A 7,200-nucleotide genomic window follows, 5' to 3' on the forward strand; every position below is an offset into this window, starting at 1 on the left:
CTCCGTGTATTTTTTCATGAAATTAAAACTATAAAATTTCATGGAGCCGGTATGTTTCAGCAATCCACCCGCCATGTCGACAGTTACTACGCCCATTCCTGTGCCGATCACCTGATCAATCGACCGGCCTTGAAAGGCGAGCAGGACACCGAAGTGCTGATCATCGGCGCCGGTTTCAGCGGGCTTCACACCGCCTTGCGCCTGGTTCAGGCCGGCAAGCGCGTGACATTGCTCGAAGCCAGTCGGGTGGCGTGGGCTGCCTCGGGACGCAATGGTGGGCAGGCCATTCTTGGCTGGTCCTGTGACATGCCGCCTTTGGAGGCTGCGCTGGGTCATGAACGTGCGCGTCGGTTATGGGACGGCATGCGCTGGGCGGCGCGGGAGCTGCGTGAACTGCCGGCACGGCATGGATTCGATTGCGACTACAGGGCCGGGCACCTCTGGACCTCGGTCATGCCGCGACGGGTCAGTCTGCTCACCGAATGGCAGCACGAGGCCAGCCACAAATGGGGACATGATGGCTTGCGCTTCATCGAGCGGGCCCAATTGCCGCAATGGGTCGCGAGCGAGCGTTATCAGGCCGGACTGTTCGATCCCGAAGGCGGGCACTTGAATCCCCTGAAACTGGCGCTGGGCCTGGCCAATGCCGTCGAGCAGGCCGGTGGCGTGATTCATGAACAAAGCAGGGCACTCAATTATCGTGAAGAAGGCGGCCGATATGTGGTCGCCACCGAGCAGGGTCGTATCCGCGCAGACGTGCTGGTGCTGGCCTGCAATGCCTACCTTGATCGCCTCGACCCGCAGCTATCGAGTTGCGTGTTGCCCGTCGGCACCTACCAGGTGGCCACGGCACCCTTGTCCGAAGCGCAGGCGGTCGCCTTGCTGCCGAGCAATGTCTGCGTCACCGACAATCAATTCGTACTCGATTATTTCCGGCGCACCCCCGACAACCGGTTGCTGTTCGGTGGAGGCTGCACCTATCTGGGGGGAATGCCCAAGGACATCGCTGGCGCCACCCGTCCTTGTCTGGAGCGGGTTTTCCCGCAACTCAAAGGGATCGAGCTGGAGTTCGCCTGGGGCGGTCACATCGACCTGACACTCAAGCGCACCCCCGATATCGGCCGACGCGGCGACCTGTACTGGTTACAGGGATACTCCGGGCACGGCGTGCTGCCAACCCTGGCCGCAGCCCGGGCCGTCGGCGATGCGATCCTCGGTCGGCCGGACGAGCTGGCGTTGTACCAGGGTTTGACCAACGGCAGCTTTCCCGGTGGCAAATACATGGCTGCACCGCTGGAAGCCATCGGCAAAGCCTGGTATCGGCTGCGTGACAGCATTTGAAGCGGCAATTTCTGGAAGCCTTTAGATGGACATGCAAGAAGAAATTTCGGCGCTGGCGATCCTGATCCAGGACCTGCGCAAACACAAGAAATACACCCTGAAGGAACTGGCGGACAAAATCGGCCGTTCCGTGGGTTTTCTCTCACAGGTCGAGCGTGGTTTGTCGCGCCCGACGGTGGCGGATTTGACGGCCATCAGCGAAACCCTCGGCGTGCCCACCACCTATTTCTACAGCCTGCCCAAGCCCATGGCCTTGCCTTGGGTGACCCGGCCCGATGAGCGCCGCACGTTGTATTACGCCGACGGGATCACCGACATCCTGGTCTCGCCGAAAATGCGTGCGTCCTTTTCCATGCTCGAAAGTCTGCTGGAGCCCGGTGCCAGCAGCGGTGACCGACACATGAAAGACAGCTCGGAGCAGGGCGGTTATGTCCTGCAAGGCGAATTGACGCTGTGGCTGGGTGATGACGACCCCGTCACCTTGCGTGCCGGCGACAGCTTTCAGCTGGCCAGTCACGCCCACTGCCGCTACGGCAACCTTTCAGACCAACTGACCCGCGTGCTGTGGGTTTACACCTGATAAAAACAACCAGGAACAAGACGATGGATGCTGTGTGCTCTGATCTGCTGGCCGAAGTGCGCGGGTTTCGCCAGCGCAACCCTGATGTGCGCTATGTCGACCTGATTTCCCTGGACATTCCCGGGCATTTCTACGGCAAGCGCTACCCGATTGAAATGCTCGAAAAAGTGGCGGCCGGCAGCGCGCTCAAGTTGCCGCAGAATTGCGTGCTGCTCGGTACCCAGGGCGGGTTGTTCAAGATCGGCGACTATTGCTTCAACGACGGCGACCCGGACGCACCACGGCGCCTGGTGCCTGGCACGCTCAAACGGGTCGGTTGGGAAAAGCAGCCGTTGGGGCAGATGCTGATTACCTCCGATGGCACGGAAAAACCCATTGTCTTCGAACCCCGGGAAGTCCTCGCGCAAGTCCTGGAGCGGCTGCGCGGCAAGGGCATTTTCCCGGTGGTGGCGTTCGAGCTGGAGTTCTATCTGTTCGATCGGCAGTTGCGTGATGGCTTGCCGCAATTTGCCCGCGATCACCTGACGGACGATGCCGACGATCAACCGAATATGCATATCGAGCGGCTGTCGCGATTTGCCCCGGTGCTCGATGAAATGGTCGAAAGCGCGCGGGCGCAGGGAATCGATGCCACGGTGATCACCGCCGAACTGGGCCCCGGCCAGTTTGAAATCAACTTTGGCCACCTCGACGACGGGCTGCGCGCGGCTGACTGGGCGGCGCTGTTTTGCCGCAGCACCCGTGGCGTGGCGCTCAAGCACGGTTACCGCGCCAGTTTCATGGCCAAGCCTTATTTGCAGTATCCCGGCAGCGGCATGCATGTGCATGTAAGTCTTTATGACGAGGCGGGCAACAACCTGCTGGCGGCCAACGGGCAGCAAGCGCTGCGTCATGGGATAGCCGGTTGCCTGGACGTATTGCCGCATTGCATGCCGATTTTTGCCCCGAATCACAACGCGATGCGCCGCTTGAGCGGCACGGTCAACGTCGCCTCCCGTGCCAGCTGGGGATTCGAGGATCGTGACGCCTGCCTGCGCGTACCGGAATCGGATGCCCGGAACCTGCGCATCGAACACCGCCTGGCAGGTGCCGATGCCAACCCGTATCTCGTGCTGGCAGCCATCCTGGTGGGGTTGGAACAAGGGCTGGAGCATCGCCGCGAACCGATTGCTCCGCTCAACGAGGACCGCAGCAGCGGCATCGGTTTCCCGCTGGAAATGCTGGAGGCGGTGCAATCCATGCAAGGCAACGCACAACTGCGCAATGGTTTGGGCGCGGAGTTTGTCGATGTTTATTGCGAAAACAAGCGCCAGGACCATCTGGCATTCATGCACGATATCAGCGCGCGGGAATATCGCTGGTTTCTGTAGGCGCGAGCATGCTCGCGATTTAGAGGGCCCGGCAACTTACAGTTCAGAACGTTTCGAGGTTAACCTTAAAAAATATCTGGATATTTAAAGGGTTATGAAATTTAGTAACCGAACGGTTAACTAAAATATCTTGTTACAGCAAGAAATATTCCGTAATATTCGCCCCGCGTTCACCACCACGGTTTATGCATTTTTAAATCCCGGGCTTCCATCAGCTGCCCGGGATTTTTTTTTGCCTGGAATTTGAGCATTGTTCGGGAACCACGAAAAAGCCCGGCTGATCAGGCCGGGCTTTTTGCAGGTATTGCGGTTTCAACGGTGCATTCAGGCAACGGTGTTGCCTTGCAGGCGATCGGAGCCATCGGCAGCGACGGTGTTGCCTTGCAGGCGGTCGGAGCCATCGGCGGCAACGGTGTTGCCTTGCAGGCGGTCGGAACCATCGGCAGCGACGGTGTTGCCTTGCAGGCGGTCCGAACCATCGGCAGCGACGCGGTTTTCGATCAGGCGGTCGGAGCCACCTTCAGCGACACGGTTCTGGATTAAACGATCCGAACCCCCTTCAGCCACACGGCTTTCGATCAGACGATCCGAGCCACCTTCGGCGACGACGGGTTGAGCAGAGGTCGCGGCAAAAGCGTTCACTGCGAAAATCGAGAAAGCGATGCTGAGGAGGGTTTGGCGTTTCATGATCGTGTGCTCCAGGGTGTTATCGGTTGGTATGGAGCAGATGTTACGCCGCGGATTTTTTAAGAGAACTTCTTTGAATCAATGGTGACTATCGACGCAGTCAATGGAGCGCTTTTCTTCTGTAGGAGCGAGCATGCTCGCGATGGACGACAGGACACCGCGGGGTGTCAGGCCGCCAGCGTTATCGTTGACGGCCATCGCGAGCGTGCTCGTTCCTACAGGGAATGGGGTGTGTGCCTAGCGGGAGATGATCCCGTGGTCGATGGCGTATTTGACCAGCGCGGCCGGTTTGTCGATGTTGAGCTTGCGGCGGATGCTCAGGCGATGGGTTTCGACCGTGCGTACGCTGATGTCCAGTTCCCGGGCCATTTCCTTGTTGTTCAGCCCTTGGGCCATTTTGTACAAGACCTGGCTCTCGCGGGGCGTCAGCTCGTTGTCGGTGTTTTTATCGGCGATCAGCCGCTGGGCGATTTCGGCACTGTAGAAGGTGCCGCCACTGGTAATGGCTTCGATAGCGGCGATGATTTCCCGTGACGGCGCATTCTTGAGCACATAGCCACTGGCCCCGGAACGTACCGACTCACTCACGTACTCGTAGTTATCGTACATGCTCAGCACCAGCACCTTGAGCGACGGGTATTGGCTGCGCAACACGCGGGTCAGCTCCAGGCCGTTCATGTCCCGCAGGCTGATGTCCACCAGCAGCAGGTCCGGCTGGCAACGCCCAACCATCTCGATGGCCTCGGCGCCGCTTTCGGCTTCACCTACCACTTCAAGCGGTGCCATGACAGCCAGCAAGGCCTTGATGCCGTCGCGGACCAGGGAATGATCGTCGACCAGGGCAACGCGGATCGGGGAGGGCAGGTTCATTTTCGGTATCACTCTTATTGTCAGGTCAGGCGGTTGTTGCCGTGCTGTTTCATCGGCAGCACAACGTCCAGCTCGCTTCGTCCCGGTATCGATGCCAGCTCGAACCGGCCACCAAAATGCTCGACACGTTCACGGATATTGCGCAAGCCGATACCGGCGTGACGACGTTCGACCTGGGCGACGTTGAAACCGATGCCGTCATCGATCACGGTCAGTCGCACGTTGTCTTCCGAGCCGTGCAGAGTAATGGATACGTTGTTTGCATGGGCGTGACGTTCGATGTTGGTCAGACCTTCCTGCACGATTCGAAACAACGATACCGCCGCGCCATCGGGCAGATGACAATCGAATTCGTTGTCGTTGTAGGTCACCGTGAGTCCGCTGCGCTGCTCGAACTCCGCTGCCAGTTGGCCGATGGCCGCGGGCAGGCCAAGGGTGTCGAGCAGCGATGAACGCAAGTCGTGGGACAGGCTGCGCACCTCGCCAATCGCTTCACCCAGTCGTTCGGTGGCATCTCTGAGAATGCCCAGTCCCTTGTCCTGGCCATTTTCCAGCACATGGCTGGCCAGTTCGAACTGAAACTTGATCGAGACCAATACCTGACTGATGCCGTCATGCAGCTCGCGCGACACCCGCGAGCGTTCTTCTTCCTGCAGGCTGACGATCCGCTGCGTCAGGCGCTGCAGCTTCTTGTCCGCCAGACGATGTTCACTGACGTTGAGGGTCATGCCGGTGGCGAACACGAACAGCACCGCGACAAGGGCGACCACGGCAATTGCCATCATGGTCTTGCGGATGCCCTGGGCCACCTCGGCGCGGGCCTGTTGGGTCGCGCGTTCAACGTCTTCCAGATAAATACCGGTGCCGAGCATCCAGCCCCAACGATCGAGCATCACCACGTAGGCCAGCTTGTCGGTCACCTGGCCGGAAGAAGGTTTGTTCCAGGCGTAACGCTGAAAGCCTTCGCCCGATTGCGCACTCTTGAGCAGTGCCTGTATGACCGGCAGGCCGTGAGGATCTTTCATGTCCCACAGGTATTGGCCCACCAGCTCCGACTGCCGCGCGTGCATCAGGCTGCGACCTTCGTGATCGTAGACAAAGAAATAGCCGTTGATACCGAAACTGAGTTTGCGCAGTTCTTCCAGCACCTGCTGCTGGGCGTGTGCATCACCGCGGCCATCGTCGTACAGCGGTGCGATCAGGCTTTGCGCCATTTCCACGTAGTTTTTCAGTTCTGCGCGCTTGCTCGCCAGGATGCTGTCTTCGATCAGCTGCGCCTGTTGATCGCCCAATTGCCGGTTCAGGGAAATCACCAGCGCACAGATAACGGCGATGGCCAACACCAGCGGCAGAATACCGAGCGCGACGATCTTGTGTTTGAGCTGCATGGTTAATCTCGTCTCGGAGTTTCTTTTCTGTAGGAGCGAGCACGCTCGCGATGGACGTCAACGATAACGCGGGCATCCTGACTCCCCACGGTGAGGCTGAAACCATCGCGAGCCTGCTCGCTCCTACAGTTGGGCCAGCGGGCCGGAATCATAGGTCAAAGTTACGCCCGCCGAGTAGCGCTGCTGGACGGAATGACGGGTGGCTCCCACAACAGAATGCAGTTGTCTACGTAGTACTACGTAGACCCTGCGTACGTAGTAACGCGGATTTATTTGTGGACGGCATGCGCGGATATTGGGCCAGCTCCGCACAGCGGACACAATTATAAAAATTACCGCCGCAGTTCACTGGCTGTGGCAGGAGACACGCAATGACCCGTCTGGCTAAACACCTTGCCTGGTTTGCCGTCGCTGTCCTGGGAGCGATTGCGCTGAGTGTCGTGGCCCTGCGCCGCGGCGAAGCGATCAACGCCCTCTGGATCGTCGTCGCAGCCGTCGCTATCTACCTGGTTGCCTACCGCTACTACAGCCTGTTCATCGCCAACAAGGTGATGCAGCTCGATCCGAATCGGGCGACTCCCGCCGTACTCAATAACGATGGTCTGGACTTCGTTCCAACCAACAAGCACGTGCTTTTCGGTCACCACTTCGCAGCCATTGCCGGCGCAGGGCCGCTGGTCGGTCCGGTGCTTGCGGCGCAGATGGGTTACCTGCCCGGTACGCTGTGGCTGATCGCCGGCGTGGTGCTGGCCGGTGCCGTGCAGGACTTCATGGTCCTGTTCATGTCCACCCGCCGCAACGGCCGTTCGCTGGGGGACATGGTCCGTGAGGAAATGGGCCGCATCCCCGGCACCATCGCGTTGTTCGGCTGCTTCCTGATCATGATCATCATCCTCGCGGTGCTGGCGCTGATCGTGGTCAAGGCCCTGGCCGAAAGCCCATGGGGCATTTTCACGGTGATGGC

7 protein-coding genes are annotated in these 7,200 nt (G+C 59.5%); 4 read left to right on the forward strand and 3 right to left on the reverse strand.

Annotated elements, in window-relative coordinates:
* The first annotated feature begins 51 nt into the window (after positions 1–51).
* From ACQKP2_RS07085 to ACQKP2_RS07095, 3 genes are read left to right on the forward strand one after another with little or no spacing between them, the layout of a single operon-like run.
* Entirely contained in the window at positions 52–1,341 is a 1,290-nt protein-coding gene (locus ACQKP2_RS07085; RefSeq protein ID WP_427575507.1) for an NAD(P)/FAD-dependent oxidoreductase, read from the forward strand.
* 25 nt (positions 1,342–1,366) lie between these two features.
* Positions 1,367–1,921: a helix-turn-helix domain-containing protein gene (locus ACQKP2_RS07090; protein WP_427575509.1), complete on the forward strand. Its 555-nt coding sequence runs from the start codon at positions 1,367–1,369 to the stop codon at positions 1,919–1,921.
* Between the two features lie 23 nt (positions 1,922–1,944).
* A complete protein-coding gene (locus ACQKP2_RS07095) occupies positions 1,945–3,291 on the forward strand; it encodes a glutamine synthetase family protein (RefSeq protein ID WP_427575510.1) in 1,347 nt (448 codons plus the stop codon).
* Between the two features lie 324 nt (positions 3,292–3,615).
* Here the strand turns inward: ACQKP2_RS07095 and ACQKP2_RS07100 are convergent, their stop codons facing one another.
* The 3 genes from ACQKP2_RS07100 to ACQKP2_RS07110 form a co-directional block, all read right to left on the reverse strand.
* Positions 3,616–3,978, reverse strand: coding sequence for a hypothetical protein (locus ACQKP2_RS07100; protein WP_427575511.1), 363 nt, complete (start codon positions 3,976–3,978; stop codon positions 3,616–3,618).
* A 237-nt stretch (positions 3,979–4,215) separates the two neighbouring features.
* Entirely contained in the window at positions 4,216–4,848 is a 633-nt protein-coding gene (locus ACQKP2_RS07105; protein WP_427575513.1) for a response regulator, read from the reverse strand.
* A 20-nt stretch (positions 4,849–4,868) separates the two neighbouring features.
* Entirely contained in the window at positions 4,869–6,236 is a 1,368-nt protein-coding gene (locus tag ACQKP2_RS07110; protein ID WP_427575514.1) for a cache domain-containing protein, read from the reverse strand.
* A gap of 371 nt (positions 6,237–6,607) precedes the next feature.
* Here ACQKP2_RS07110 and ACQKP2_RS07115 point away from each other — a divergent pair.
* The coding region (locus ACQKP2_RS07115; protein WP_427575516.1) for a carbon starvation CstA family protein at positions 6,608–7,200 on the forward strand (593 nt) is incomplete at its 3' end.

Origin of the sequence: Pseudomonas sp. NPDC089569, assembly GCF_050280625.1 — a bacterium.
In the GTDB taxonomy this organism is placed as follows: Bacteria; Pseudomonadota; Gammaproteobacteria; order Pseudomonadales; family Pseudomonadaceae; genus Aquipseudomonas.